22 protein-coding genes are annotated in these 25,621 nt (G+C 70.7%); 19 read left to right on the forward strand and 3 right to left on the reverse strand.

Annotated features, from left to right (window positions below; genetic code table 11):
* Positions 1-315 precede the first annotated feature (315 nt).
* The 9 genes from PYS65_RS06750 to PYS65_RS06790 all read left to right on the forward strand — a co-directional run bounded on the left by PYS65_RS06750 (position 316) and on the right by PYS65_RS06790 (position 9,542).
* On the forward strand, positions 316-1,890 hold the full coding sequence (locus tag PYS65_RS06750) for a 4-hydroxyphenylacetate 3-hydroxylase N-terminal domain-containing protein (RefSeq protein WP_279332871.1): 1,575 nt from the start codon (positions 316-318) through the stop codon (positions 1,888-1,890).
* Positions 1,891-1,988: 98 nt separating this feature from the next.
* Positions 1,989-2,924 carry a VOC family protein gene (locus PYS65_RS06755; RefSeq protein ID WP_279332872.1) on the forward strand — a complete coding sequence of 312 codons (936 nt, stop codon included), beginning with the start codon at positions 1,989-1,991 and terminating at the stop codon, positions 2,922-2,924.
* Positions 2,921-3,673, forward strand: coding sequence for an RraA family protein (locus PYS65_RS06760; RefSeq protein WP_279332873.1), 753 nt, complete (start codon positions 2,921-2,923; stop codon positions 3,671-3,673). Before PYS65_RS06755 ends, PYS65_RS06760 begins: the two co-directional genes overlap by 4 nt.
* Before the next feature lie 3 nt (positions 3,674-3,676).
* Positions 3,677-4,108, forward strand: coding sequence for a cupin domain-containing protein (locus tag PYS65_RS06765; protein ID WP_279332874.1), 432 nt, complete (start codon positions 3,677-3,679; stop codon positions 4,106-4,108).
* Between the two features lie 57 nt (positions 4,109-4,165).
* Complete coding sequence (locus tag PYS65_RS06770; protein WP_279332875.1) at positions 4,166-5,716, forward strand: aldehyde dehydrogenase family protein; 1,551 nt, start codon at positions 4,166-4,168, stop codon at positions 5,714-5,716.
* Positions 5,717-5,727: 11 nt separating this feature from the next.
* Positions 5,728-6,129 (forward strand): RidA family protein, encoded by a 402-nt coding sequence (locus PYS65_RS06775; RefSeq protein ID WP_279332876.1) that lies wholly within the window; start codon positions 5,728-5,730, stop codon positions 6,127-6,129.
* A gap of 152 nt (positions 6,130-6,281) precedes the next feature.
* A complete protein-coding gene (locus PYS65_RS06780; RefSeq protein ID WP_279332877.1) occupies positions 6,282-7,661 on the forward strand; it encodes a purine-cytosine permease family protein in 1,380 nt (459 codons plus the stop codon).
* Positions 7,662-7,749: 88 nt separating this feature from the next.
* Complete coding sequence (locus PYS65_RS06785) at positions 7,750-8,355, forward strand: flavin reductase family protein (protein WP_279332878.1); 606 nt, start codon at positions 7,750-7,752, stop codon at positions 8,353-8,355.
* Positions 8,352-9,542 carry an acyl-CoA dehydrogenase family protein gene (locus tag PYS65_RS06790; protein WP_279332879.1) on the forward strand — a complete coding sequence of 397 codons (1,191 nt, stop codon included), beginning with the start codon at positions 8,352-8,354 and terminating at the stop codon, positions 9,540-9,542. The genes PYS65_RS06785 and PYS65_RS06790 overlap by 4 nt, the downstream gene beginning before the upstream one ends.
* 41 nt (positions 9,543-9,583) lie before the next feature.
* Here the strand turns inward: PYS65_RS06790 and PYS65_RS06795 are convergent, their stop codons facing one another.
* A complete protein-coding gene (locus tag PYS65_RS06795) occupies positions 9,584-10,510 on the reverse strand; it encodes a HipA family kinase (RefSeq protein WP_279332880.1) in 927 nt (308 codons plus the stop codon).
* Between the two features lie 136 nt (positions 10,511-10,646).
* Positions 10,647-10,913 carry a hypothetical protein gene (locus PYS65_RS06800; protein WP_279332881.1) on the reverse strand — a complete coding sequence of 89 codons (267 nt, stop codon included), beginning with the start codon at positions 10,911-10,913 and terminating at the stop codon, positions 10,647-10,649.
* A 690-nt stretch (positions 10,914-11,603) separates the two neighbouring features.
* On the opposite strand from PYS65_RS06800, the gene PYS65_RS06805 reads away from it, so the two are divergent.
* From PYS65_RS06805 to PYS65_RS06820, 4 genes are read left to right on the forward strand one after another with little or no spacing between them, the layout of a single operon-like run.
* Complete coding sequence (locus tag PYS65_RS06805; protein WP_279332882.1) at positions 11,604-12,863, forward strand: hypothetical protein; 1,260 nt, start codon at positions 11,604-11,606, stop codon at positions 12,861-12,863.
* Between the two features lie 5 nt (positions 12,864-12,868).
* The gene (locus PYS65_RS06810) at positions 12,869-14,779 is read left to right on the forward strand and encodes a hypothetical protein (protein WP_279332883.1); all 1,911 of its coding nucleotides are present in this window, start codon (positions 12,869-12,871) and stop codon (positions 14,777-14,779) included.
* Positions 14,776-16,077, forward strand: coding sequence for a KH domain-containing protein (locus PYS65_RS06815; protein WP_279332884.1), 1,302 nt, complete (start codon positions 14,776-14,778; stop codon positions 16,075-16,077). The genes PYS65_RS06810 and PYS65_RS06815 overlap by 4 nt, the downstream gene beginning before the upstream one ends.
* Entirely contained in the window at positions 16,074-18,056 is a 1,983-nt protein-coding gene (locus PYS65_RS06820) for a VWA domain-containing protein (RefSeq protein WP_279332885.1), read from the forward strand. The genes PYS65_RS06815 and PYS65_RS06820 overlap by 4 nt, the downstream gene beginning before the upstream one ends.
* A 56-nt stretch (positions 18,057-18,112) precedes the next feature.
* Here the strand turns inward: PYS65_RS06820 and PYS65_RS06825 are convergent, their stop codons facing one another.
* Complete coding sequence (locus PYS65_RS06825; protein WP_279332886.1) at positions 18,113-19,393, reverse strand: MalY/PatB family protein; 1,281 nt, start codon at positions 19,391-19,393, stop codon at positions 18,113-18,115.
* A gap of 441 nt (positions 19,394-19,834) precedes the next feature.
* Here PYS65_RS06825 and PYS65_RS06830 point away from each other — a divergent pair, with 441 nt between their 5' ends.
* From PYS65_RS06830 to PYS65_RS06855, 6 genes are read left to right on the forward strand one after another with little or no spacing between them, the layout of a single operon-like run.
* A complete protein-coding gene (locus tag PYS65_RS06830) occupies positions 19,835-21,019 on the forward strand; it encodes a substrate-binding domain-containing protein (RefSeq protein WP_279332887.1) in 1,185 nt (394 codons plus the stop codon).
* Between the two features lie 3 nt (positions 21,020-21,022).
* A complete protein-coding gene (locus PYS65_RS06835; protein ID WP_279332888.1) occupies positions 21,023-21,763 on the forward strand; it encodes an ABC transporter ATP-binding protein in 741 nt (246 codons plus the stop codon).
* A complete protein-coding gene (locus PYS65_RS06840) occupies positions 21,763-22,503 on the forward strand; it encodes an ABC transporter ATP-binding protein (protein WP_279332889.1) in 741 nt (246 codons plus the stop codon). The genes PYS65_RS06835 and PYS65_RS06840 overlap by 1 nt, the downstream gene beginning before the upstream one ends.
* Positions 22,503-23,429 (forward strand): branched-chain amino acid ABC transporter permease, encoded by a 927-nt coding sequence (locus PYS65_RS06845; protein WP_279332890.1) that lies wholly within the window; start codon positions 22,503-22,505, stop codon positions 23,427-23,429. The genes PYS65_RS06840 and PYS65_RS06845 overlap by 1 nt, the downstream gene beginning before the upstream one ends.
* The gene (locus PYS65_RS06850) at positions 23,426-24,487 is read left to right on the forward strand and encodes a branched-chain amino acid ABC transporter permease (RefSeq protein WP_279332891.1); all 1,062 of its coding nucleotides are present in this window, start codon (positions 23,426-23,428) and stop codon (positions 24,485-24,487) included. Before PYS65_RS06845 ends, PYS65_RS06850 begins: the two co-directional genes overlap by 4 nt.
* The gene (locus PYS65_RS06855) at positions 24,484-25,383 is read left to right on the forward strand and encodes an alpha/beta fold hydrolase (RefSeq protein ID WP_279332893.1); all 900 of its coding nucleotides are present in this window, start codon (positions 24,484-24,486) and stop codon (positions 25,381-25,383) included. Before PYS65_RS06850 ends, PYS65_RS06855 begins: the two co-directional genes overlap by 4 nt.
* The last annotated feature ends 238 nt before the right edge of the window (positions 25,384-25,621 follow it).

Raw genomic sequence — 25,621 nt, forward strand, 5'->3', positions numbered from 1 at the left:
TGTGATACACATCACATCGCAGCGTCTCCAGTCTACTCCCGGGCACCCTCACCGACGCTCGAATTGCCTGGTCAGAGGTGGTTTCCGGGTCACTCTGCAGTCGACGGACAGGACGTCGGCCGACACCCCCGAGCGCCCTTGCTTTCTTCTCGCCTCTCTTGCCCCGCCTTACCGGCCGTGCCAGCCTTCCCGGCAATTCGACGGCGTAGACAGCTTCGGATCGAGAGGGAAAACCTCGCGATCGCTGCCCTCGTCCTGGCTGCACGAACCGAGGGATTGCCCCGGTTTCGCGCACGAAAAGAAGGGGCCCGGTCAATGACGACTGGAAATGCAGAACAGTCCGCCCACAGCCCTTCCGGCCGCGAGTATCTCCCCTTTACCGGAGACGAGTACCTCGAGAGCCTCGACGACGGCCGCGAGGTCTGGATCTACGGGGAGCGGGTGGAGAACATCGCGGAGCACCCCGCCTTCCGTAACTCCGCCCGCATGATCGCGCGCATGTACGACGCCCTGCACGACCCGGCGCGCAAGGACATCCTCACCGCGCCCACGGAGTGGGGAGGCTTCACCCACCGCTTCTACCAGGCGCCCAAGAGCGTCGAGGAGCAGGTGGCCTCCCGCGACGCCATCGCCGAGTGGCAGAAGATCGCCTGGGGCTGGATGGGCCGCTCCCCCGACTACAAGGGCTGTTTCCTCGGCACCCTCGGCGCCAACGCCGAGTTCTACCGCGGGTTCGAGGACAACGCGCGCGCCTGGTACCGCAAGGCCCAGGAGAAGACGTGGTACATCAACCACGCCATCATGAACCCGCCGGTGGACCGCGGTATGGGCGCGGACGCGGGCAAGGACGTGTTCATCCGGGTCACCAAGGAGACCGACGCCGGCTTCTACGTCACGGGCGCCAAGGTGGTGGCCACCGGATCGGCCCTGACGCACTACACCTTCATCGGTCACGTGGGCCAGGTCGCCGTGCAGGACCCGGCCTTCTCGCCGGTGTTCATCATGCCCACCAACTCTCCCGGCGTGAAGCTGCTCTGCCGTACGTCCAACGAGTACCGCGCGGCGGTGCTGGGCAGCCCGTTCGACTACCCGCTGTCGAGCCGCCTGGACGAGAACGACGCCATCCTGGTCCTCGACAACGTGTTCGTCCCCTGGGAGAACGCGTTCATCTACAACGACCTGGAGCAGGCCAACAAGTACAACATCCACTCGGGTTATCTGGAGCGCGCCTCCCTGCACGGCTGCACCCGGTTCGCCGTCAAGATGGACTTCCTGGTCGGCATGCTGGCCCGCGCCCTCGACGTCACCGGGGCGGGGCAGTTCCACGGCGTCATGTCCCAGCTCGGTGAGGTCATCGCCTGGCGCAACACCTTCTGGGCGCTGTCGGACGCGATGGCCAAGAGCGCGGTGCCGTGGAAGGGCGGCATGATCCAGCCCGACCAGCAGTTCGCCGGCGCCTACCGGGTGATGAACCAGCTGGCCATGCCGAAGGTCAAGAACATCATCGAGCAGGTCGTGGCCAGCGGCCTGATCTACCTCAACTCCCACGCGAACGACTTCAAGACCCCCGAGATCCGCGGCTACCTGGACACGTACGTGCGCGGCACGGGAGGCATCGACGCGGAGGAGCGCGTCAAGGTCATGAAGATGCTCTGGGACTCCATCGGCACGGAGTTCGGAGCCCGCCACGAGCTGTACGAGATCAACTACATCGGCAGCAACGACGTGACGCGTCAGACCAACCTGTTCGGCGCCCGGGGCAGCGGTCTCCTCGACTACTGCAAGGACTTCGCGCAGAGCGCCATGGACGAGTACGACCTGGACGGCTGGACCGTGCCGGACCTCAAGGGCCCGGACGACGTCAGCATCCTCAAGGCCCTCAAGGGCTGATCGCCTGCGCGGCTCCCGCCCGGAGCGGGAGCCCCGGCTCATCCGGCGGCGCCGGCTCCGTGCGTGCCGCCGCGCTCTCATCCACCACAGGAGGACCCGTGGCTACGGCAATCGATGCTGCCCACGTCACCTACGAGGCACCGGATCTCGGGGTGATGGAGAAGTTCCTGACCGCGTTCGGCATGGTGAAGGCCGAGGGCAGCGACGACCGGACCCTGTACATGCGGGGGACGGGCACCCAGCATCACATCCATGTGACCCGCAAGGCCGACAAGCAGCGCTTCATCGGTGCCTCGATCGAGGTCGCCGGCTACGACGACCTGGTCGAGCTCGCCGCGAAGCCGGGGTCCTCCCCGGTCCGGGAGTCGACGGAGCCCGGCGGTGGCCACGAGGTCTCGATGTCCATGCCCGACGGCATCGAGATCCGGGCGGTCTGGGGCCGGCGGAAGGTCGAGCCGATCCCGGACCGCGACCCCTTCGTCATGAACAACATCCGCGACAAGAACCGGGTGAACGCCGCCGTCCGCCAGTCCGTCGCGCCGTGCACCATCGCACGCCTGGGTCACTTCGTGCTCCATGTGAAGGACCACGACGCGTCGATGGCCTGGCTGAACGAGCGCTTCGACTTCCTCCCCTCGGACTACTTCGTCCCGCCGGGCGAACAGGGCCCGATCGTCGGCACCTTCGTCCGGCTGGACCTGGGTGAGCAGCGGGTGGACCACCACTTCATGCTCGTCCTGCAGTCGGACTGGGCGGGCATCCACCACAGCGCGTTCGAGGTCACCGACATGGACGCGGTGATGTCGTCGCACGACTACCTCCTCCAGCAGGGGTACACCTCCGACGTCGGGGTCGGCCGCCATCTGCTCGGCAGCCAGATCTTCGACTACTGGAAGGACCCGTTCGGCTTCCGCATCGAGCACTACACCGACGGCGACGTCGTCGACCACCACCACCGGCCGACCAAGTTCAACGGCACCGCCAGCGAGACCACCCAGTGGGGGAACCGCCCGCCCCTGGAGTTCTTCCAGTGACCGGCGCAGCGGGCACGGACCGCGCCCGGCCGCTGTCGGAGCAGGTCCGCGCACAACTGGCGCGAGCGGGTTCGGCCACCGTGGCCAACATGCTGCTGCGGCGCGGCCTGCGGAACGTGATCATGAACGGCGTGCGGCCGCTGGCGGCCGACCAGCCGCCGCTGGTGGGGCCGGCCTACACACTGCGGTTCATCCCCGCACGTGAGGATCTCGACACCCTCGCCAACTACGCGAGCAGCGAGAACCTGCACCGGCGGGCGATGGAGGAGTGCCCGCCCGGCGCGGTGCTCGTGATCGACGCGTTCGGCTGCACGACCGCCGCGTCCATGGGCGACATGATGGCGGCGCGGCTGAGGCAGCGCGGTGTGTCGGGCGTGGTCACCGACGGCGGCTACCGGGACTCGGCGGCCGTCGGGGAGACCGGTCTGCCGTGCTACCAGCGGGCCAACGCGCCCCGGGCGACCCCCATCGCCCTGCACCCGGTCGCACTCGACGAACCCGTCGGCTGCGGCGGGGTGGCGGTCTACCCGGGTGACGTGGTGCTGGGCGACAGCGACGGCGTCGCGGTCATCCCCGGGGAACTGGCCGCCGAGGTCGCCGCGGAGGCCGCCGACGCCGCCGCGTACGAGGAGTTCGCGGCACTGGAGATCCAGCGTGGCCGGTCCCTCTTCGGGCTCTTCCCCGCCACGCCGGAAAGCCGCCGGGAATACGACGCGTGGGTGGCCGCCGGCCGCCCCGGACGGGAGTGAACCATGACCATCAACCCCGAGACCATGAAGTCGCTCGAGGTCCTGATCCACGCCGCGGACCTCGACGGCCTCAAGGACGAGGACTGGATCGACTACCCCGACTACGGGTTCCGCCAGTACTTCCTCCACAAGAACCCGGAGACCGGAGCCAGCATCGCCCTGCTCGAGTACGAGAAGGGCGGCACCATCCCGACCAGGCACACGCACGCCTCGAACCAGTTCATGTACTGCCTCGAGGGCGACTACGAGTACACCGACTCCGGCCTGAGGCTGCGTCCGGGCTCCTTCTACATGAACCCGAAGGACCACCCGCACGGCCCGACCCTGGCGCACGAGCGCAGCGTGCTGATCGAGATCTACGACGGCCCGCACTACTACGAGAAGCCCGAGTACCACACGGACGAGACCATCGGGGACTTCCTTGCCAAGGAGTGAGGTGCCGGCCCCTTTGACGTACTGCCGCCGAACCCGCGACGTTGATGGAAAGCGATGATGAGCGAAACCACCAAGACTCTGTTCGACACCGACAAGATCCTCGCCGAATTCGGCCTGGACCAGGTGCACTCCGGTACCTATGGGGACTCGATCGGCTGGGGCACCACCGAGGGACGGCCGGTCATCGAGGCGCAGTGTCCCGCCGACGGTGAGGTCGTGGGCCGGGTCGCGGCCTCGGACGGACAGGACTACGAGACGCTCGTGGCCGCCGCCGTCGAGACCCAGAAGCGCTGGCGGATGGTGCCGCCGCCGCGGCGCGGTGAATTCGTGCGCCGGATCGGTCAGTTGATCGAGGAGAACCTGGAGAGCCTGGCCGCGGTCGTCTCGCTGGACACCGGCAAGTCGACGATGGAGGCCAAGGGCGAACTCCGCGAGGCGGTCGACATGTCGACGCTGGCCGCCGGCCAGGCGCGGATGATGTACGGCTTCACCCAGCAGTCCCAGCGGGTCGAGCACCGTATGTACGACCAGTGGCTGCCGCTGGGCGTCGTGGGGCTGATCAGCGCGTACAACTTCCCGGCCGCCGTGTGGGCGCAGAACGGGTTCCTGTCCGCGATCGCCGGCAACACGGTGATCTGGAAGCCGAGCCCGAAGGTGCCGCTGACCGCGATCGCCGTGCAGAAGCTGGTCAACCGGGCGGCGGCGGAGATGGGCTGCGAGGGCGTGTTCTCGCTGTTCATCCCGGACGACAACGCCGTCGCCGAGACGATGGTCGCCGACACCCGGATCGCCATGATCTCGTTCACCGGTTCGACGACGGTGGGCCGCAAGGTCGCCGACATCGTCGGCTCGACGCTGGGCCGCCGGTACCAGCTGGAGTGCTCGGGCAACAACGGCTGCATCGTCGACGAGACCGCCGACCTGGAACTCGCCGCCAGGGCACTGACGTTCGGTGTGGTCGGCACGACGGGCCAGCGCTGCACGAGCACCCGCCGGATCATCGCCCACACGAGCATCGCGGACGAACTGGTCGAGCTGCTGAAGAAGGCCTTCGACCAGATCACCGTCGGTGACCCGCGCGATGCGGACACCGTGGTCGGCCCGCTGATCGACCGGCAGGCGGTGGAGGACTACCGGAAGGTCCTCGCCGGTGCCGAACGCGAGGGGGCCACCGTGGTGTACGGCGGCAACGTGCTCGACCGCCCCGGTCTGTACGTCGAGCCGGCCATCGTCACGGGTGTCGAGCCGCACTTCGAGATCGCCCAGTCGGAGACCTTCGTGCCGATCGTCTCCGTGCTGACCTACGACGATCTCGAGGAGGCCATCGAGATCCACAACGGCGTCGCCCAGGGGCTCGCCTCGGGCATGCACAGCACGAACCTGACCAACATCGAGACCTTCCTCTCCGCCCGCGGCAGTGACTGCGGCATCGTCCGGATCAACATGGGCACCACGGGCGCCGACGTCGGTTCCGCGTTCGGCGGCGAGAAGGAGACCGGGGGCGGCCGCACCGCCGGCTCGGACGCGTGGAAGGGCTTCATGCGCCGCCAGAGCGTCTGCGTGAACTGGGGCGGGACCTCCGCCTGGGACAACCGGATCGACCTGTGAGGACCACCACCATGAAGAAGAAACGTTTCATCTCCGACGCCGTGCGTGAGCCGGCGGACAAGATGTGGTCGAACTGCCTGCGGGTCGACGACCTGATCCTGATCTCCGGAATGACCGCGCGCGGGCAGGACGGGGTGAGCGTCCTCGGCGACACCGCCTACGACCAGTCCAAGGTCGTCTTCCAGAAGATCAAGGACCTGGTCGAGGCGGCCGGCGCGGTCATGGACGACATCGTCAAGATGACGATCTTCGTCACGGACATGGGGGACAACGCCGGGGTGTGGAAGGCCCGTCAGGAGTTCTTCTCCGGCGACTTCCCGGCGTGCTCCCTGGTCGAGGTCTCCGCTCTCGCCAAGCCGGAGATCCTGCTCGAGATCGAGGCCATCGCGGTGGCCGGCTGCAGCGTCGACTGAGCGTTCTCAGCGACTTAGGCGCGTCCCACTGTGAGAAGTGGCCGTGGGCGCCATATCCCTCGGGGGTAGGAACTGTGTCCTCACCAACCAGAAATCCCAGATCCACCGATTCTGCACTGGCGACCGCCGCGGAGGACCATGCCCTGGTCAGTGTGCCGCTGAGCGAGCGGAGGAGCGGCTACCAGCTCTCCCTCAGCCCGGTCAGCGTCGCCACCGCCCTCGTCATCTTCGCCATCGCGGGCTTCACCGTCGTCCTGGCCGGTTTCGCCATCGGCATGCTCGTCGGTGTCCTCGTCGCGGCCTTCGCCGTGTTCCTCGGCAAGGCCCTCGGCCGGATGGCCTTCGAAACCGGCATGTCGAGCACCATCACCTCCCGGTTCTTCGGGTTCGGCTTCATGGGCTCGTCGATCGGCTCGATCATCTTCGCGTTCATGATCCTCGGCTTCCTGGCCATGGAGTCCGCCCTGCTCTACCAGGGCACGCTGCTGATGTTCGACCTGCCCGACTCCTGGCCGATGCGCGTCCTCCTCTACGGCCTCATGACGCTGACGTGGATCGCTCTGGCCATCTTCGGCCTCAAACTCGCCCTGCAGGCGTCGGCCGCCCTGACCGTGATCACGCTCCTGGTCACGATCTACATGATCGTGCACATCTACGTGATCCAGGGCGCCGACCCGATGGACGTGTTCGCCTACGGCGGTGTCGTCCCCGGCGGTTTCTGGCCCAAGGCCGAAGCCGCGATCGGAGTCATGGGCGCCACGGCGGGAACCATCGCCCTGGTCACCACGGACTTCGCCCGGTACTGCCGCACGCGCCGCGACGTGACGGTGCTGGCCGCCTCCGGTCCGATCACCCAGAACGTCATCATGACCGTCCTGGGATCGCTCGTCGTCATCGGCGGCATGCCCGAGGTCATCGACTACCTCATGGCCCACGATCCGGACCTGAGCCAGGAAGCGGCCGCCGCCGCGGGCAGCACGTACGTCATGGAGAACACGGGCGCCTTCTTCGTCGTCTTCGCCGGCTGGATGGGCTTCATCACCATCTACGCCGCCCAGGCGAAGGCGCAGGCCATCAACGCCTACTCCGGCTCTCTCTCACTGGTCAACCTGATCGACTCCCTCACCGGGTGGAAGCCGGGCCGGGCGGCGATGGTGGTGATCGGAAACGTCATCGCCCTGCTGATGATCGCCGCCGGCATCCTGGAGCAGTTCGCCGCCTACCTGGCGTACCTGGGCTCCATGACGCTCGGCATGTGCGGCGTGATGATCGCGGACTACTACCTGGTCCGGCGCGCACGGTACGACCGGGACACGCACCGGGTGGAGAAGTGGAACTGGGCCGGTGTCATCACGCTGGCGCTGTCCGCCGCGGTCGGCACGGTGCTGATGGCCACCGAAGTCTTCGCCCTCGGCTTCCTGGTGTCGTTCGTACTGGCCCTGGCCGCCTACCCGGTCCTGCGGTCCTGGCTGCCCGAAGGCACCGGCACCACGTTCGTCGCGGGTGAGGAAGCCGTCGAAGAGGCCGTCTGACCCCGCCGGCGGCCACGGCCCCACAGCCGTGGCCGCCGGCCCACCCCGGCCCGCACGGGCCGGACCCACGATTTCCAGGAGGTTCGGGATGACCGACATCATGTGGGACTCCGAGATCTACGAGAAAGCCGCCGACGCGAAGACCCTCGCGTCGAGCGTCGCGACCCCCTCGCTCGCCGATCCCCGCCTGCTTCGCAACACCCTGGGCAACTTCGCCACGGGCGTCGTCGTGCTCACCTACCGGTCCGGCGACAGCTACTACGGCGTCACCGTGAACTCCTTCACCTCGGTGTCCCTGGATCCACCGTTGCTGCTGGTCTCGATGCAGCGGACCTCGCGGGCCCTGACCTACCTGCTCGAGCGGCCCTTCGCGGTCAACGTGCTCGGCGACAACCAGCTCGGCACCGCCCTCCACTTCGCGGGCAAGCCGCAGGACGCCCACCTCATCGAGTGGGTCGACGACGGCATCGCTCCGCGGATCAACGGTTCGCTGGCGTACTTCCAGTGCACCCCGTGGGCGGGTTACGACGGCGGGGACCACGTCCTGGTCCTCGGGCGCGTGATGTCCTACGGCCAGCAGGACGACACCAATCCCCTGCTCTTCTACCGCGGTCAGTGGAGCGCCCTGGCCCAGGAGACCGAGGCCGAGAGCGCCGCCGCCGGCGGTGCGCAGTCGGAGAGGAGCCGGTCATGACGGTCCGGACCCAGGTGAACGAGGACTTCTCCGGGCTGCTGAAGCAGCTGGACGAGATCTACCCCCTGTTGCAGAGCGAGGCCGCGGACAGCGAGCGTCTGCGGCGTCCGACTCCGGCGGTGCAGGACGCGCTCCGCGACAGCGGAGTCTTCGGGTTGATGGTGCCGGCCGGACTCGGCGGTATGGAGGCGTCCCCCCTGCAGATCCTGCAGGTGATGGAGAAGCTGTCGCACGCCGACGCCTCGCTGGGGTGGCTGGTGCGCGCCGTGGTGAGCGAGACGGCGGCCGCGGCCACGTACCTGGGCGACGAGGCGGTGGCCGAACTCTTCACCCAGAACACGTTTCCCCTGGTGGCGGGGCAGTCCACCGCGTTCACCGGCCAGGCCGTACGGGAGGACGGCGGCTACCGGGTGAGCGGGGTCTGGCAGTTCGCGGCCGGGGTGTCCATGGCCACGCACCTCAATCTCGCGGTCACCGTCCAGGAAACGGGTGAGCGGCTGGTCTGCCTGGTTCCCCGCGCCGCCCTGCGGATCAGCGACAACTGGGACATGCTCGGGCTGCGGGCGACGGCGAGCCTCGACTACCAGGCCGAGAACCTGCTGGTCAAGGACGCCTACGTCTTCCGCCCCGGCCCGCAGCACGCCCGGCGGAGCCGTTCCCTGCACGGCCTGAGTCCCGCTCTGCTGGCCGGTCTGCATCAGGCGGCCTGGTCCCAGGGGGTCGGACGCCGCATGCTCGACGAACTGCGCGAGCTGACGCAGCGCAAGGACCCCGCGGCGGGGTCCCCGGTCACCAGTGACGAGTTCTTCGCGGAGTACGCACGGCACTTCTCGCACGTCCGGGGCACCATGGCACTGCTGCGCGAGACCTGGCGCGACAACGAGTCGACGCTCGCGGCCGAGGCCCAACTGGACGACGAGCAGGAGACGATGTCGCGGCTCGCCTGCAGCCTCGCCTCCCGGACCGCGGTGGAGATCAGCCAACTCGTGCACCGTTTCGCGGGCGCGCAGGTCATGCGGGACGGCACGTTGCAGCGCTTCTTCCGCGACAGTCACGCCGGAAGCCAGCACCGGGGCTCCTCGCACATCGTGACGCAGAAGTGCGGCCGGATGCTGTCGGGCACCCTGCCCGCCGGGTCGCACTGGGGCTTCTTCGACCTGGTCGTGCCCGAGCAGGCGACGGCCTGAGAGGGGACGCGGGGCACGCGGGGGGAGAGAGGGCCCGGCCCTCATCCCGGCCGTGATCCCAGATGCACCGACCAGTCCTGTGCCGCCTGCGGCTTGCCGTGCAGGTCGGGGACGCGCTTGAGCCAGTCCGGGCGACCCTGCCGGGTCCGGGCCGCCCGGCGCGCGTTCTCCTCGGCCAGCTCCGCCGCGGCGGGGAAGTCGGTCGGCAGCCACGCCGCGGAGGCCCGCACGCGCGCGTGGAGGTACGCCACGTACGCCTCGCGGGCCGCGTCGGGCGTCGCGAAGTCCGGGTCGTCGGCCAGCCAGGCGTCGGGCACCTCGGCGGTGACGGCCCGCAGCAGTTCCCCGGTCACCCGGGGAGCGAGTTCGGCGTCGGCGGCGCGGACGTCGGGCGCGTAGCGGCCGAGGGCGTGGTGGCGGAAGTCGTACGCCTTCGCCGGGTCGGAGGCGGCCCAGCGGTGGTGGAAGACGAGCGCGGCCCCGTGATCGATGAGCCACAGGCGCGGCGGGGTGACGCCGAGCGTGGGCCAGACCATCAGGTTGGAGCTGTGCGTGGTCCGGTCCACGTTCACCGTGAGCGCGTCGAGCCAGACGATCCGCCCGGCCTCCACCGGATCGACGGGGAAGACCTCGGCGAGTTCGGGAGTGAAGTCCCGCGCGCCCGGCAGGTAGTCCATGCCGAGGTTGATCCCGGCGCTGCCGGAGTGCAGCTCCCGCACCTCCTGGTGGGGCTCACCGTCGGCGATCGCCGGGTCGAAGTGGACCAGGACCAGCTCCGGGAAACGCAGCCCCAGGGCACGGGCCAGCTCGCCGACGATCACCTCGGCGACCAACGCCTTGCACCCCTGCGCGGACCCCGTGAACTTGACGACGTACGTGCCGAGGTCGTCGGCCTCGACGATCCCGGGCACGGAGCCACCGGAGCGCAGGGGTGCGATGTAGCGGGTGGCGGCGACCTCGGTCAGCATTTCGCCAGGCTACGCGATGCCTTGGTCTTGCAATCCGTAATCTCCCCAAGATCCCCGTGTTCCGGGGGGCTGGCCACGAGCGGCCCCGGGGAGAATCCGGGGAGTTTCGGCCGGCGCGCTGTTCTCCCTCCCCGGGCTACAGCTTGACGTCCTCGGTCGGCGCCCGCGGCCGGACCACGGACGGCGGTTCCACCGTGTACCCCAGCGCCCGCAACGCCTCCGCCGCAGCCTCAGGCGCGTCACGAACCGCTGACATCAACTGGATCTCCCGCCAGTTCCGCAGCCGCTCATCGATCACCGCCCGCCACTCCGGCGCCGTCGTGATCGCGAACTCCCGCTTCAAGGACAGCAGCACATCCTCGAGTGCCGGCCACATCCGATGCCCGCCGACCGGCAGGTGCATCTCCGACAGACGCGGCAGTTTTCGCCGCCTGAAACCCTGCCGGGGCCCGCCGCGCCAGCCGGGCGCAGCAGATAGGCCATCTCGTCCCGATGCGCATGGACCTGGATGTGCGTCCCTGGCGGCTCCTTGCTGCTCCGCACGTACTCGAAGCGGATCAACGGGTCAGGGATCCCCTCATAATGCAGGTGAATGTCCACCTGGTCCGTGGCAAGGAACGTGCTGCTGCCGTCCCGGCAGCAGAAGTAGCGGGCTCATAAGCTCAGGACCGGCTCATCAATGATCGAGAGTGGATCACCATCGGCATAGCGAACCCCCTAGTTCGTTGCTGTCCGTCAGTCAAGCAGTACCGACTGACATCCAGCCGGGCACCCCGCAGAAACAGCATCCGCCCGAGTGAAGCCCGCATGCCGGGTACCCAGAAGGCCACGAACAGAAGCGCAGGTCGCGGCGTCAATCCCGTCACATGGGTAAACCCCGATCGCATGACGCCAACGGGGGTCCTTCCCGCGTTCCGGGAAGCCGGGAAGCCGGTCACGGTCGGCCTTGGGGAGAACCCCGGGGCCCCGGCCGGCGCACCGCCCCCGGTTCCCTGTCCGGTCCGATGATCGCGGTGCGTCCGCACTTTCATGACGCTTCATCAGCCCAGGCGGTAATATTGGCCTTTCCAGGCACCTGTGAACGGGGGATCACGTGGCTGTGCAACGGGGGACGGCCTGCGTCGTCTTCGACATCGAGACCGATGGGACGAATGTCGAGGCGAGTCCGGGGACCTCACCGGCGCCCCGCTGGACGGGCGGGCCGCTGCGCCTCCCGATGGGCGGCGGCGTGACGGACCGGGAACGGCGGCTGACCTACTTCGAGCCTCGGGTCGCCGAATCCCTGTACGGCACGGCCGAGCGTCCCTCCCGCATGCACCGGCGTCTTCCGTCTGCGCCCGCACCGCGGGACCGGCCGGCCGTGGAAGCGGTGGAACTGCTGCGGTTGCCTCCGGTGATCGCGGCCGACACCCCGGGGCGGGGCATCGCCGTGCTGCACGTCCGGCTGTCCGGCGATCCGCTCGACGAGCTCGCGCGCATCGGAGACCTGGTGGCGATGCGCGACGAGTACGGACAGTTACTGCCCGCCGGGGTGCGCCCCGTCTTGTCCGCCCGCCGGGCCTGGACCCTGTGCCACGTCACCTTCACCGACGGGAGACCGCCAGAGGTGATGCCGCCGGAGTACAGCGGATGGGGGGCACGCGACCAGTGGCTGTGGTTGCTGGCCTCGGCGACGCCGTTCAGCCGGTTTCCTCCCGATCCGGAGGACGACGGGCTGTTCGCCGGACGGGTCCGGTTCTCCGCGGACTGGCAGGCACTGGTGCTGCGGGACGGCGCCGCCTTCCTCGGCACCTCCCCCGACTCCGCGGGCGAGGACGGGTTCCACCCGGCGGCCGAAGTGCTCGCGCACACCATCTACCTCGACGCGTTCCTGCTGGGCCGCCTCCAGGTGCTGGGCGTCAACTTCCTGGCCAACGCCCTCGCCGGGCTGCGCGCCCACGAGACGCAGGCACGGCGCCTGCTCGCGCTGGAAGGCCGTCAGATCGAACTGCGGCGTGCGCTGTGGTCGTCCCACATCACCGTGCACGGAAAGGCGAACGAGCTGCTGGAACGCTTCCAGCAGCAGCACCGGCTCCCCGAACTCCTCTCCCAGACGGGGACCGGCCTGGCCGACGCCGCCCGTTACGTGGAGACCTCACGTGCCCGGCGCAGCGGTCTGGCCGTCGCGCTGCTGTCCACCGTCGGTCTGCCCTTCGCCATCTTCTACTCGGCCGCCGCGCTGTGGGGCGAACCCACCCCGAGGACCCTGCTCACCAGCACCGTGGCGGCCCTGGTGGTGACCCTGCTGTTGTTCGCCGTGCTCCCGCCGCTGCGCGGGCTCGTCTCCGCCGAACTGCGAAAGCCGAAGGACTGATCCCCGTGCTCGTGGCGCTCTACCGATCAGGCCCGCTCAGGCAGCGGCTGGCCAAGGGGTACACCGTCACCGGCCGGTCCGGCGACCGGGACCGGGACCGGGACCACCTCCAGACCCAGGCCTCGATAACCGCTCACCTGCTCTCCCGACCACCCCGGCTTCCAGTGCTGCCCACCGGTTCCTCCCTCGTCCTGCGGGGCGGCCGGCGCTCCCCGACGACACTCTGGATCGACACCGGGCGCGTCGTGCTGCACGACACGGGGACCCGAAGCGCCGTGGCCGCGGCGCTGGCCGAGGCGGTCGCCGTCGTGGCGGAGCAGGTCGACCGGGCGGGGGGGCTCCTGATGCCCAGCGGCTGGTCACCGGGCGGAGCGGGCGACCCGGCCCTGGGACTCTGCGCGGACCTGCACTCGGTGGAGGTGGTCAGCGACGTACAACGCGAGCTGACGTGCAACCTCGTACGCGAGTACTCGCCGGCGCTCATCGCTCTCACCGGCCGCCAACTGCACAGTGCCGACGGGGTGTCCACGCGGGGTTCGGCACGGCTCTCCAGGGCCACCGACCAGGTCGCCACCCGCTACATCGCCTCGTTCTCCCCCCAGCACCTCGACCGCGTCCGGGCCGGACTCCGCCGCAGCGAACGACTCGCCCGGCTGGAGGCCATGGACGTGAACCCGCTGGGCGAACCCGACCTGGACGCGCACGACGACGTGACGCTGCGCCTCTTCGACGCCCAGCTGTCGGTCTCCTCCGCCATGGCGCACGCGCTGCTCGCCCAGGCAATCTCCATGCGGGTGCGCGACCTGGAGCGGGAGGGCCGGCGGGTGCGCTCCGCCTCGCAGCCGATGCTGGAGCGTAACCGCTCCCAGGCGGTTGCCCACGGTCTGGCCGCGGAGTTCGACGCCGAGCAGCGGCCCCAGGGCGGCAGGGGCGGCGGGAGACCCACCGGCTCCCGGACCGCCAGGAGCCGCCCGATCCCCGCGGACCGCGCGGTGCTGGACATGCTGCGCGAGCTGCTCCCCTACTTCCGTCAGCTCGACGCGACCGCCGACGAACTCGCCCAGCTCTTCCTCGGACTGGAGCTCACCGGCGGCCCCACCGGCGCCTCCTTCGTGCGCAACGAGAACGACCTCCTCGCCCTCTGGCACGAGCAGGATCCCGGGCTGCTGTCCGCCGACCGCCTCTCCCGGTGCCTCCGGTCGCCGGAGTGGCTGACGACGGATCACCTCAGCGCCGCGAACCGGGAGCGCGCCGCGGGCAGCACCGCCGCGGGCCGGATGTGGCTCGTCGGCCGGCTCGACCCCGTGCGCGCCCGGCAGGAGGAGCGGGGCGGGACAGCGCGCCACGACCGCGGCGGGCGAGTGCCTGGGCAGGGGAACCGGAACGGCAGGCCGTCGTCCGCGGACCGCAAGCGGGCCGCCTCCGGGCCCGCCCTCTCCGACGAACAACTGCTGGACACCCTCTCGGGTGCCACCACCGACACGGACGCCGTCGTCGAGGCGCTGCGCGCGTACTGCCGCTCCGCCGGCGCCCTCGACCTCACCCGGTCACTGCGCAACCGGGGCCGCGAGGAGGCGAAGGCGCTGCGCCAGATGCTGCGGCCCCGGCCCGCCCAACGGGTCACCTGCCAGGCCCCGCTGTCCTCCTGGGACGAGCCGGTCGCGGAGCGGGCAGTGCGCAGCGCCGCCGAGACGGGGCGGGCGCTGTTGCGCTGGGATCTGCCGGACGCCGAGCGTCCACGGGTGCGTGCGGGACTGCGTGCACTGGGACGACCGCCCGGCGACGTCCGGTACGTCCTGCTGACCGACACCGCCTACACCGGCAAGGCGAACGAACGGCGCGGCACGGTCGAGGTCCTGCTGGTCGCGCCGGCCGGAGAGGATCACCGGAAAGCCGCCGAGGAGGCCGCGTCATGACCACGGCACCGTCCGCAGCCGTCCCGGTGATGCTGGACCTGCGCGCCCATCTCCGGCCTCCCGCGTCCCCGGACGGCTACGTCGAGATGTGGAACCGGCTGGAGCCGGTCCTGGTGACGTTGGATCCCCGCTCGGGTCCCCGGATCTGCCTCGACATGGCGGAAGAGGGCACCGTGACGGTGCTGTTCCTCTCCCCCGCCACGGCGCCCGTGCCGTTCAGCGCGAACACCCCGTTCGCAGTGCGCGGCATCCTCGAGCCGCCCCGCGTCCGTTATTCCTGCGCCACGTGCCGGAGGGAGGGCGCCACCACCTACGCCCCCTTCACCTGCACCGGGTGCGGCAGCGACGAGCGGCCCGGCCGGGTCTGCGACGCGCACGCGGTGTTCCTGGACGGAAGCCTGCGCACCTCCTGCGCCGAGCACGTGCCCGTCTGCCGCTGCGGCCGGACCGCCCGCGCCTGGTGCGGCGGGCCGCGCTGCCGGTCGGGGCGCGCCTGGTGCTCCGACCATCTCGTCCGCCATCGCGGCGACGCCTCGGTCGAGTACTGCCTGGAGTGCCACGAGGAGCGCTTCCCCGCCTGCGAACGGTCGGGCTGCACCGGCACCGGGCTCACCCGCTGCGAACACCGCGACCCGAACGACGGCAAGCCGTGCGACCGCCGCATGTGCGCCGAACACGTCACGCGCTGGCGGATCTACGGGGACCGTAGCCCGGGCCTCGCCCTGTGCGCCCGGCACCACGGGGGCCTGCGCACGGCTTCCCCCGACACGCTGGTCGCCTTGATCCTCATGGGCACCGCCGCCCGTGCGCAGAGCCGCCGCGGAAGCCGACAGGGCAGCCGGAGGTCGGCGTTCCTCCCCAGGATCGGCATCGTCCGGCACATCTTCATCAACACCTGCAACCGCGTCCTCGACATGGGCACCCTCGACTCCCTCTTCGTCCAGCTCCAGCGCGACCTCCAGCACCGGAAGGCCGTCGCGGGCGGTCGCGGCCTCACGGAGGCGGCGCTGCGTCTGCTGGACCAGCACGCCGCCTCGCGCCGGGAGGACGTGCAGAGGTTCCGCGACAGCCACACGGAGGGAAAAGAGCACTTCGCCCGGCTGAGAGCACTGCTCCAACAGTCCGGCAAGTACGAACTGGCGGACGCCATCACCTTCGCCGACTACCGGCCCAAGAGCGGCATCCTCTTCGTCCGCGTGCCCCAGGAGATGCGGAGCCGGTTCATCGGCTCCGGCGGTGCGGTCGTCAAGGATCTGCGGGCCCGGCTCGGTGTCAACATCCAATTGGAGCGGGAATGAGTCTCCTCGGTTTCACTCCGGCCGGCACAAGACTGGTCACGGCCACCGGACAGGGACTCGTGGACGGCAACCGACTGGCCGTGGGCGCGGGCCGGCTCGCCGCCGAGACGGCCGGGCTGCTTCTCCCACGCGGCGCGGCCTCCAGCCGGTCCGTAGCGGTCCGGCTGGTGCCGACTGCCGGGCTGCCCGAGGACGTCGTGGTGGTTCCCGAGGCGCTGGCCGACGAACACCGGCTGGCGGACGCCTCCTGGGTCCTGCAGCCGGCCGACGCCACCGTACCGGCGACGATCGAGCTGGAATCACCTGCCGAGCTCTCCCTGGACGAGGCCGCCCGTCAGCTGCAGAACTCGGCGCTGCTGTCGGGCCACGTCCTCGCGTACGGCCACCAGCACGAGGACGTCTGGATCGACCTGGGCGGACACCCCTTCCGGGTCCGGTCCGCTCTCGACGGTTCCGGCCGCCCCGTGCACGGTGTGCTGCGCGTCGGCGCGGACACCCACGTCAGCGTCTTCGCGCCGGGCGTGCGCAGCGCCGTCGACATCGTGGTGCTGGCGGACTGCAGCGGCTCCATGGGCGTCACCGACATCCCCGACGTACGGGAAAGCATCCGGATCACCAGGAACCGCGAGGTGAGCCGGATGGACGCGCTGAAGAGTGCGCTGCGCTCCATGATCGACGCGCGGGAGCAGGTGGACGGCCTGGTCACCCGGTTCGCCCTGATCAGCTTCGAGCTGACCCCCAGGGTGATCTTCCCGGGCGGTGACGGCATGGCCGAGGTGACCACCGCCCCCGGCGACCGGAGCCTGGAGCAGCTGCGCGGCGCGGTGACCCTGCTCAAGGAGTATGACGGCCGGCCCACCGACATTGGCCGGGCCTTGCACCGGGCGGCCGAACTGCTGCACCGGCATGGCGTGCCCGACAACGACAAGCTGATCGTCCTGGTCAGCGACGGCGCACACTGGGCTCCCATGAGCGAGGACCGCAGCGGCGAATCGGTGGCCGGCATCGACGATCCCGTCTCGACGATGGAGGAGCTGCACACCCATCTCGGATTCCGGCTACACGCGGTCGGCATCAGCGACCAGACGCTGTTCGCGAGCTGGTGGGACGACTACTGCCGGCAGCGGGGTCAGCGGCTCGTCCCGCCCGAGAGCCTGGTCCCCAACCACGGGCTGCTGCAGCAGCTGGTCGAGGTGACGGGCGGCGACCGCCACCGGATCGGCGGTATGGAGGTCCTGGAGGAGTACTTCAGGGAGCTGGGCAGCGGTGTCATGCGTTCGGTCGGCCGCCCCGCCCCCGCCCGTCTGCCCGCCTTGCAGGTCGACCCGGCCAGGGTGGCCGCCGAGCCCCGGCGCGCCTCCGTCGACCCCGCACAGCAGCAGGACTGGGAGTCGCTGGTGGAGACGGTCCTGGAGCGCTACTCCGAGGTCTGCACGGCTTCCGTGCCCCGCCTCGGCTATGCCCTGTTCGACGCCGCCCCTCCCACCGACCTGAAGCGACTGCGGCGGATCGCGTTGACGCACATGGACTTCACGGCGTGGGTGGCGGCTGCCGACAAGATCTTCCACGAGAGGCTGGACGAGGCCGTCCGTTTTCCCAGGTCCAATCCGAAGTACATCGCGAAGCTTCCTCTTCCCGAGCTGGCCGAGCCGCTGTGGGACGGCCGGCTGGGTGAGGTGCACGGGCTGCGGAACTACTACCTGCACAACCCCGAGTACGAGAAGCGGAAGCCGGAGCAGAACCGTGAGGTCGGCGAAGTCCTGCTCAAGCACACGGGCAGATACTCGATCGGGGAGGAGGAGGCCGAGGGCTGGCGCCTGCTGCAGAGGGGGCTGCTGAACAACCTGTCCGGGATGCTGTCGGACGTCCACTCCCTGCTGGTCTCCCCGCCGCCGGGCTTCCCGGTGCCTACCCTCCCCGCCCCCGCCCCGATCACCGGGCCGCTGGAGCCGAAGCACGTCGAGCAGCAGGGCTGGTGACGCCCCGGGGCAGGCACGCCGCCTTCCGTGCACACCGGGTCCCGGGACGGTCGGGATCAGGCGCGGGGTGCTCGTCCGTGGCCGGCGAGCGCGCGTCCCATGCGGGCGAGTGCTTGGCGCAGGATCGCCGGTGAGGTGGCGAAGTTGAGGCGGACGCAGCCGGCGCCGCCGGTGCCGAAGACGTGCCCGGAGCTGAGGGCGACGCGGGCCTCGTCCAGGAACATCCTCGCCGGTCCGGCCAGGTCGGTGACGACGCCCGGGCCGTCGCCCGGGCCGCCGGCCGGACGGTCCTCGTGCAGTGCGAGCCCGGTGCAGTCCAGCCAGGCGAGGTAGGTGCCCTGGGGCGGGGCGTACCCCACGCCGGGGAGGTGTTCGTCGATCAGCCTGCCCAGCAGGCTCCGGTTGGCGTCGAGTCCGAGCAGGAGTTCGTCGAGCCAGTCGGTGCCGTCGCGGAACGCCGCGGTGTGGGCGAGGACGCCCAGGTGGCTGGGGCCGTGGCCGACCTCTTCGGGCATGCGCCGCAGGTCGTCCGCGGCTTCGGTGCCGGCGATGGCCACGGCGGCCTTGAGACCGGCCAGGTTCCACGCCTTGGAGGCGGAGGTCAGGGCGAACCCGTCCTCGGAGCCGGGGACGCCGAGGAACGGGGTGAAGACAGCTCCCGGCAGCACCAGCGGGGCGTGGATCTCGTCGGAGACCACCCGGACACCGTGCCTTCGGGCGAGTGCGGCGATCGCCTCGAGTTCCGCGCGGGTGTGGACGACACCGGTCGGGTTGTGCGGGTTGCTCATCAGGAAGGCCGCGCGGCGGCCGTGGCGCCGTGCGCGGGTGAACGCCTCCTCGAGTGCGGCGAGGTCGACCCGCAGGTCGGGGCCGAGGCGGGCCTCGACGACCTCCCGGCCGTCGTGCGCGAGGAACGCGTAGAACGGCGGGTAGACGGGTGAGCAGACGACGACCGCGTCGCCGGGGCCGGTGACGAGGCGGAGGATCTCGACGATGCCCAGCATGACGTCGGGCACGATCGCGGTGTTCTCCACCCGCAGGCCGTCCCACTTCCAGCGCTCGGCGGCGAAGCCGGCGAGGGCCTCGGCGTAGGCGGTGCCGTACGGGTATCCGGTGTCTCCCAGGTCGACGGCCCGGTGCAGCGCGTCGGCGACGGCGGGTGCCAGGGGGACGTCCATCTCCGCCACCCAGAGCGGGAGGACGTCCGCGGGGTGCGTGCGCCACTTCATGCTGGTGCGCTGCCGCAACTGCTCCAGGGACAGCCGGACCAGCGGATCGGTGCGGCCGCCGTCACCGGCCTCGGGCTCGGAGGGCGAGTGGTGCGTGGCCTCACTCATACGTGACTCCCCTCGCCCGGGAGAACCGGGCCTGCATGGTGCCGGTGTGATCATCCTGCTGGACGGTACCCCGTTTCCACCAGATACCGGCCAGAAGATCGAACGACCGCATCGGAATCGAGCCAGTGGGTCCGGGCTCGGTCACCACCGACAGGTGCCACCGACACAGCCGGACGGTGCCGCATGGGGGCGAGCCACATGGTGGCGTCCGGTTCGTCGTCGCCGACGTCGGCTGCCCCGGTCACCTCACCGCCACCGACCGTGCCGTCGACGGGCGCCACCGGTGGGCGCCACAGACATAGCCGGACGGCGCCACATGGGTGTGAGCCACATTGTGGCGTCCAGGTGGCGTGAAACACACTGCCCGGACGTCGCTCAGGAACCGAATCCGTGAGGGACCCCTGGGGCGTATCCGTCGTCGCATCGAGGAGCCGTACGGCCATGCGTAGATCCGTTTTCCTTCCCGCCACCGCGGCCGCGATCGCCGTCGCGTTCACCGCTTCCTGCTCCAGCCCGGGCAGCAACGCCGCCTCCGGGTCGAAGGAGGTGCAGGTAGCCCTCGTCACCTCCACCAGCGGGCCGCTGGCCTCCTACGGCGAGCAGTACCTGCAAGGCTTCGAAGCCGGCCTCGACCACGCCACCGAAGGCACCGGCGCCGTCGACGGCATCAAGATCACCGTGCTGAAGGACGACGACGCCGGTGATCCGGCCAAGGGCGTCTCCCTGGCCAAGAAGCGCATCGGCCAGGGAGTGCCGATCATCGCCGGCACCGCCGCCTCCGGGGTGGCCACCCAGATCGCCCCGGTGGCGGCACAGAACAAGACGCTGTACATCAGCGGGCCCGCGGCCACCGACGCGCTCACCGGCGTCAACCGCCACACCTTCCGCTCCGGACGCCAGACCTACCAGGACGTGACGACCGCCAAGAACATCCTGGGCGACTCCCCGGGCAAGAAGGTCGTCGTCCTGGCCCAGGACAGCGCCTTCGGGCAGGCCAACGCCGAGGCCGTCAAGGCCGTGCTGGGCACCGACGGCACCACGGTGACCTCGGTGCTGGCGCCGCCCAGCGCCACCGATCTGACCCCCGTGGCGAGCAAGGTCAAGGCGGCCCAGCCGGACATGGTCTTCGTCGCCTGGGCGGGAGACACCGCCCAGTCGATGTGGTCCACCCTGGACCAGCAGGGCGTGCTGGACGCCGCCACCGTCGTCACCGGCCTGGACATCCGGGCCAGTTACCCGGTCTTCGGCAAGGCCCGCGAGAAGGTCACCCTGCTGGCCCACTACGTGCCCGAGGCCACCAGCACGCCGGAGGCCGAGGCCATGCGGGCGTACTTCGCGAAGAAGAAGTGGGACGAGGACCTGTTCTCGCCGGACGGCTTCAACGCCGCCCAGATGGTCGTCGAGGCCGTCAAGGCCGGTGGAGCGGACGGGGACACCGACGCCATGATCAAGGCCCTGGAGGGCTTCACCTTCTCCGGCGTCAAGGGGGAGAACACCGTACGGGCGGGCGACCACGCACTGCTGCAGCCCACCTTCCAGGCGAAGTTCACCTCGGCCGACCACCCGGAGGTGTCGAAGACCTTCCCCGCCGAGCAGGTCGCGCCCGCCGAGAAGAAGATCGGCTGACGCATGACGCCCGTGCTGCAACTGGACCGGCTCAGCTGGTCGGTCGGCGGAGCCACCATCATCAACGAGGTGTCCCTCGACGTGGGCGAGGGGGAACTGCTGGCCGTCATCGGCCCCAACGGGGCCGGAAAGACCTCCCTGTTCAATCTGATCTCCGGCCTGACCTCCCCGACCGGCGGCACCATCCGCCTCGACGGTCACGCCGTCACCTCCCTGCCGCCGCACCGGCGCTCCCGCCGGGGTGTCGGGCGGACCTTCCAGTCGTCCTCGGTCTTCTCGACCATGACGGTGGCCGAACACGTGGAGCTGGCCGCCCGGTCCGCCGGGGTGCGCCGCGTGAGCGAGGCCGACGTGAGGGGGGTGCTGGCCCGGGTGCGCCTGGCCGACCGCGGCGCCGGTCTCGCGGCCGGCCTGTCCCACGGCGACAAGCGCAAACTCGAGCTGGCGATGCTTCTCGCGCCCACCCTCGCCGGCGGATCGGCCGGAGCGCGGCTGATGCTGCTCGACGAGCCGATGGCGGGTGTGGCCGCGGAGGAGACCGGCGAACTCACCGACCTCATCCGCTCCCTGCACCGCGACGAGGGCCGGACCGTGCTGCTCGTCGAGCATCACATGGAAGTGGTGCTCGGCCTGGCCGACCGGGTCGCCGTCATGCACCACGGGCAGCTGCTCGCCGCCGCGGCACCGGCCGAGGTCATGGCGAACGCGACCGTCCAGCAGGCCTACCTGGGAGACGAGCTCTGATGTCCTCTCCACCGATACTCACCGTCAGCGGCCTCGAGGTGGACATCTCCGGGTCGCACATCCTCAAGGGCATCGGTTTCGACGTCCCGGCCTCCGGGGTGACCGCCCTGCTGGGGCGCAACGGCGTCGGCAAGACCACCACGATCCGCGCGGTCCTCGGACTGCTGCCCGACGGCGGACGGGTGACCGCGGGCCGCGTCACCTTCGACGGCCACGACATCACCGCCGAGCCCACCCACCGCACGATCCGCCGCGGCATCGGCTACGCCCCCGAAGACCGCGGGATCTTCGCCGGCCTGACCGTCGCCGAGAACCTCGCCCTGGCCGAACGCCCGGGCAGCGCCCACCACTACGACCTCGTGCACGACCTGTTCCCCGAACTCGCCACCCGCAGCGGCCAGCGCGCCGGCACCCTGTCCGGCGGCCAGCAGCAGATGGTCGCCCTCGCCCGGACCCTGCTCAACGACAACGCCCTGGTCGTCGTCGACGAGCCCACCAAGGGCCTGGCTCCCCGCGTGGTCACCGAGGCCACCGAGGTCCTGGAGCGCGCCGCGGAGCGGGTGCCGCTCCTGCTCGTCGAACAGAACCTCGCCGTCGTCCGCCGACTGGCCCGCAGCGCCGTCGTGCTGGACGCCGGACAGGTGGTGCACACCGGGGACGCGCGCGAACTGCTCGCCGACGCGGAGCGGACGACCGCGCTGCTGGGTGTCGGCAGTCACTCGAGCAACGGAGCCGCCTGATGGACACCCTCGTCCTGCTCACCCTGACCGGTCTCGGTCTGGGAGCCCTGTACTTCCTCATCGCCTCCGGTCTGGCCCTGATCTTCGGGCTGATGGACGTGCTGAACTTCGCGCACGGCGCGTTCCTCACCGTCGCCGGCTACACCGCCTGGCGCACCGCCGAGACGGTCGGCGGGGTCCCGGGGCTGCTGCTGGCGGCCGTGGTGGGCACGGTCACCGGCCTCGCCCTGGCGGTGGTGGTGGAGCTGGTCCTCATCCGGCGGCTGTACGGCCGGGTCAGGGAGCAGATCCTGGTCACCGTCGGGCTCTCGCTGGCCATTCCCGCGGCGGTACAGACCGTCTGGGGCGCCGACGCCCGCACCTTCCCGGTGCCGGACGCGCTGAGCGGCACCGTCGGGGTGCTCGGCGCCCGGGTGCCCGTCAACCGCTTCCTGCTGATCGCGGTGGCGGTGCTCGTTCTCTTCGGCGTCCAGCTGTTCCTGACCCGTACCCGCTACGGGCTCATCGTCCGCGCCGGGGTCGAGGACCGGGCGATGGTGACGGCGCTGGGCATCGACGTCACCCGGGCCTTCACCCTCGTCTTCGCGCTCGGCGGTGCCCTGGCGGGGCTCGCCGGCGTGCTGGGCGGCATCTACTTCGGCTCGCTCTCCCCTCATCAGGGGACCTCACTGCTCATCTTCGCCTTCGTCGTCGTGATCATCGGCGGTCTCGGCTCGATCCCCGGCGTCGCGCTGTCCGCACTCAGCGTGGGCCTGGTGCAGCAGTACGCCAACTACTACGCGGGCGGTTACGGCGACCTCGCCGTCATCATCCTGCTCGCCGCCGTGGTGCTGGCCCGGCCGAAGGCCGGCACCGACTCGCCGCTGCTGCGGCTGCGGCGCGCGCTCACCGCACCCCGGGCACAGTCCGCAGGAGGCACGGCATGACCGACACCCGTACCCCGCGGGCGATGCCCGCCGCCGCACCGGTGAAGCAGTCCGCACCACCGCGGGCCGGGCGACTGCGGCGGGCCCGGTCGGTGACCGTCCCGGCCGCCGTGCTGCTGGTGCTCGCACTGCTGCCGTACTCGGCGGTGGAGATCCCCGTCCTCCTCGACGGCCCGGTCAACTCCCCGGGATCACTGCAGCTGTTCGCGCTCTGCCTGGTCTTCGGCGCGCTCGCGCTCGGCTACGACCTGATGTTCGGCCGCACCGGGCTGCTGTCCTTCGGCCACGCCCTGTACATCGCCGGCGGCGCCTACGGCACACAGCTGGCGATGGCCGAACTCGGCCTCGGTCTGCTGCCCGCAGCCCTGCTCACCCTGGTTCTCGGCACGGTGGCCGCCCTCGTCCTCGGCGCCATCTCGTTGCGCACGCTCGCCCTCGGCGGCGTCGGCTTCGCCATGGTCACCCTGGCCTTCGCCCAGGCGGGGGCGATCTGGGTGGAACGCAACCCCGGTGGTCTCACCGGCGGCGAGGAGGGCCTGCCGCTGTACACCGACGGGGTGCCGGCAGCGCTGGTCGGCGTGCAGAACACCGTCCACATCTACTGGCTCGCCCTCGCCTACCTGGCCCTGGTCGCCACCGTCGTGTGGATCGCCACCGCCCGCCCGGTCGGCCGCGTCTGGCAGGGGATCCGCGACAACGAACAGCGCGTCGCGGTCCTCGGCCGCAGCCCGTTCGCCTACAAGCTCGGTGCCTTCACCCTCGCTTCCGCGCTCGCCCTGCTCGGCGGCGTGCTGCACCTCCTGGTCACCGCGGGCGCCACTCCGCACACCTCCACCTCGGAGTTCACGCTCACCCTGCTGGTCATGGCGGTGCTGGGCGGCAGCGGCACCCGCTGGGGGCCGATCGTCGGCGGGGTGCTCTTCACCTACCTCGACCAGCGGCTCGGTGGCTGGAACCTCGGCGTGGAGCCCATGCTGATCCTGGGTGCGCTCTTCGTCATCGCCGTCTACGCGGCCCCCGGCGGCATCACCGCCCTGGGCCGGAGGAGGAGTTCATGACCGCGTCCGTCCGAGGCGTCGTGCAGAGTCTCACCGTCCCGGTGGACGGCGGCGAACTCGCCGTCACCCGGTGGCCGGGCGACGGCCCGCCGGTCATCGCGCTGCACGGCATCACCGCCAACTCCCTGGCCTTCACCGCCGTGGCCGAAGCGCTGCCCGACGCCGATTTCCACGCTCCCGACCTGCGGGGCCGGGCCGCCAGCGCGGCTCTGCCCGGCCCGTACGGCCTGACCGCCCACGTCCGCGACGTCCTCGCGCTGCTCGACCACCTCGGCCGGCGGCAGGCGGTGCTCCTCGGCCACTCCATGGGCGCTTTCGTCGCCGCCCTGGCCGCCGCCCGGCACCCGGAGCGCTTCCCGCGCGTGGTCCTGGTCGACGGCGGCCTGGGCTTCCCCGCTCCCCCGGGCACCGACATCGACACACTGCTGCAGGCCGTCATCGGCCCGGCGATGGACCGGCTGTCGATGACCTTCGAAGACCGGGAGGCCTACCTCGAGTTCTTCCGGGCCCACCCCGCGCTCGGCCCGCACTGGAGCCCGCAGCTGGCCGCCTACGTCGACCGCGACCTCACGGGCCGCTCACCCGAGCTGCGCAGCAGCTGCGTGCTCGACGCGGTACGCGCGGACGGCGCCGGTGTGCTCGGTGACCCCGAAGTCCTGGCCGCCGTCCATCAGCCGCAGGTGCACGGCACCCTGCTGTGGGCCGAACGCGGCCTGCTCGACGAACCGCAGGGCCTCTACGATCCGGCCCGTGTCGCCGCGGCCGCCCTCGACCCCGACCGGATGCCCACCCGGTGCATCGGCGACACCAACCACTACTCGATCCTGTACCCGCCGGCCGCCGGCGAAGTCGCGGACGCCGTGCGGGCCTCGACACCCGCTTCGGGCGGGTGGTGAGACGCGCCGGACGCGGGAGTCCGGCCGGCACCGGCCCGGTCCCGGTGTCGACGCCTTCGGTTCCGCCCCCGCGGCCCGGAGCGTGAACACGACGGTCACCGCCTCGGGTTCACGCTCCGGGCTCCGCTTCTTCAGGGCTTCTTCAGGCCCACCGCCCCGGCGGCGTGGGCCTGCTCGCGGGTGACGGCCGCGGAGTCGGGGAAGTTCCGGGGGGGTCGGTTCGCCGGCCCGGCCGTCC

This window comes from Streptomyces cathayae (assembly GCF_029760955.1).
Classification (GTDB): domain Bacteria; phylum Actinomycetota; class Actinomycetes; order Streptomycetales; family Streptomycetaceae; genus Streptomyces; species Streptomyces cathayae.

Coding starts and splice junctions, on each gene's coding strand:
- PYS65_RS06850 (WP_279332891.1), top strand. CDS start 23,426: ATGACCGACACCCGTACCCCGCGGGCGATGCCCGCCGCCGCACCGGTG.
- PYS65_RS06775 (WP_279332876.1), top strand. CDS start 5,728: ATGAAGAAGAAACGTTTCATCTCCGACGCCGTGCGTGAGCCGGCGGAC.
- PYS65_RS06845 (WP_279332890.1), top strand. CDS start 22,503: ATGGACACCCTCGTCCTGCTCACCCTGACCGGTCTCGGTCTGGGAGCC.
- PYS65_RS06795 (WP_279332880.1), bottom strand. CDS start 10,510: ATGCTGACCGAGGTCGCCGCCACCCGCTACATCGCACCCCTGCGCTCC.
- PYS65_RS06770 (WP_279332875.1), top strand. CDS start 4,166: ATGAGCGAAACCACCAAGACTCTGTTCGACACCGACAAGATCCTCGCC.
- PYS65_RS06750 (WP_279332871.1), top strand. CDS start 316: ATGACGACTGGAAATGCAGAACAGTCCGCCCACAGCCCTTCCGGCCGC.
- PYS65_RS06855 (WP_279332893.1), top strand. CDS start 24,484: ATGACCGCGTCCGTCCGAGGCGTCGTGCAGAGTCTCACCGTCCCGGTG.
- PYS65_RS06815 (WP_279332884.1), top strand. CDS start 14,776: ATGACCACGGCACCGTCCGCAGCCGTCCCGGTGATGCTGGACCTGCGC.
- PYS65_RS06785 (WP_279332878.1), top strand. CDS start 7,750: ATGACCGACATCATGTGGGACTCCGAGATCTACGAGAAAGCCGCCGAC.
- PYS65_RS06790 (WP_279332879.1), top strand. CDS start 8,352: ATGACGGTCCGGACCCAGGTGAACGAGGACTTCTCCGGGCTGCTGAAG.
- PYS65_RS06800 (WP_279332881.1), bottom strand. CDS start 10,913: ATGCACCTGCCGGTCGGCGGGCATCGGATGTGGCCGGCACTCGAGGAT.
- PYS65_RS06840 (WP_279332889.1), top strand. CDS start 21,763: ATGTCCTCTCCACCGATACTCACCGTCAGCGGCCTCGAGGTGGACATC.
- PYS65_RS06830 (WP_279332887.1), top strand. CDS start 19,835: ATGCGTAGATCCGTTTTCCTTCCCGCCACCGCGGCCGCGATCGCCGTC.
- PYS65_RS06835 (WP_279332888.1), top strand. CDS start 21,023: ATGACGCCCGTGCTGCAACTGGACCGGCTCAGCTGGTCGGTCGGCGGA.
- PYS65_RS06765 (WP_279332874.1), top strand. CDS start 3,677: ATGACCATCAACCCCGAGACCATGAAGTCGCTCGAGGTCCTGATCCAC.
- PYS65_RS06820 (WP_279332885.1), top strand. CDS start 16,074: ATGAGTCTCCTCGGTTTCACTCCGGCCGGCACAAGACTGGTCACGGCC.
- PYS65_RS06825 (WP_279332886.1), bottom strand. CDS start 19,393: ATGAGTGAGGCCACGCACCACTCGCCCTCCGAGCCCGAGGCCGGTGAC.